A 1,461-nucleotide genomic window follows, 5' to 3' on the forward strand; every position below is an offset into this window, starting at 1 on the left:
GGGTGAGGATCTCACCTCGTCCGGCCTCAACATCACCAATGTGTCGAGCCTGAACGACACCGAGGCGAACAACGCTCTCGACGAACTGTCCGAGGCCCTGATCACCCTGCGCGAGGCCGGCTCCAAGTTCGGTTCGAACCTGTCGACGGTGCAGATCCGCAAGGACTACACCAAGGCTGCGGTGAACACTCTGCAAACGGGCGCCGACAACCTGGTGCTGGCCGACACCAACGAAGAAGGTGCGAACCTCCTCGCCCTGCAGACCCGCCAGCAGCTGTCCACCACGGCGCTGTCGCTGTCCTCGCAGGCCGATCAGGCGGTGCTGCGTCTGTTCTGATCAAGAGCGATACGAAGCAACAAGCGGCGGGCGAAAGCCCGCCGTTTTTCGTTTCAAAATTCCTTTTTGAATCCCTAACATTTTTGTCGCGATATGCGACATGGTTAACCACTCGTTAGGAATTTCGCGCCAATTATTAACGCGTTCTCAGGATGAGATGCGCCTGACTGCCAGGCGGTGCGAAAGGATTTCCGAATGTCCGATATCACTCTCTCCGCCGGTGTGCGCCAGAACCTGCTGACGCTGCAGAACACCGCCGACATGATGGCCACCACCCAGAACCGTCTTGCCACCGGCAAGAAGGTCAACTCGGCCCTCGACAACCCGACCAACTTCTTCACCTCGCAGTCGCTGTCGGCCCGCGCCAAGGACCTGACCAACCTGCTCGACGGCATCGGCAACGCGATCAAGACGATCGAGGCGGCCGACAACGGCATCACCGCCATCACCAAGCTGGTGGAGAGCGCCCAGTCGACCGCTCGCCAGGCGCTGCAGGACGGCTCGGCCGGTTCGGGCACCGTGGTGGAGAGCTCTTCCTCGATCTCGACGAACGGCCTGACCCCTGTCGCCGGCGAATCGATCCAGGACCAGGCGCGTCGTCAGACCCTGTCCAACCTCGGCTTCGCCAACGGCGACGTGATCGAGCTGTCCACCTCGAACACGGGCAACGGCGCGGTCGCCGGCATCTCGATCACCATCGGCACGACCCAGAAGACCGACGGCACGGGTCCGGTCTCGACCGTCCAGGACGTGCTCGACGTCATCAACGCCTCGGGCGTGGCGACGGCCGAGGTCACCGACGCCGGCAAGCTGAAGATCACCGCCTCCGACGCGGAAGATCTCTTCCTGAACATCTTCGACACGGGTGGCGACGGCAACACGGCGACCACGCAGCAGACCTCGCTGGCCGCATCGCTCGGCTTCGGCACCAACACCTCGATCGACCTGTCCGATCCGGCCGACGGCGACTACGTGGATCCGGGTGAGACGGAAGTCACCTTTACCAACGGCGCATCGGCCGGCGACCAGGACTCGCTGATCATCGCCGCACGCGCCAATCCGGCCGCGAACTCGTCCACCCGCCAAAAGCTTGTGGGGCAGTTCAACGACATCCTGGGCCAGAT

2 protein-coding genes are annotated in these 1,461 nt (G+C 63.0%); both read left to right on the forward strand.

Annotated elements, in window-relative coordinates; all coding sequences use genetic code 11:
* Window positions 1–337, forward strand: a 337-nt coding sequence (locus MNI96_RS21755) for a flagellin (protein WP_283776629.1), incomplete at its 5' end; no start/stop codon positions are given.
* Between the two features lie 195 nt (window positions 338–532).
* On the forward strand, window positions 533–1,461 hold a 929-nt coding region (locus MNI96_RS21760), incomplete at its 3' end, for a flagellin N-terminal helical domain-containing protein (RefSeq protein ID WP_502960371.1).

Source organism: Stappia sp. WLB 29, assembly GCF_023507705.1.
GTDB lineage: Bacteria > Pseudomonadota > Alphaproteobacteria > Rhizobiales > Stappiaceae > Stappia.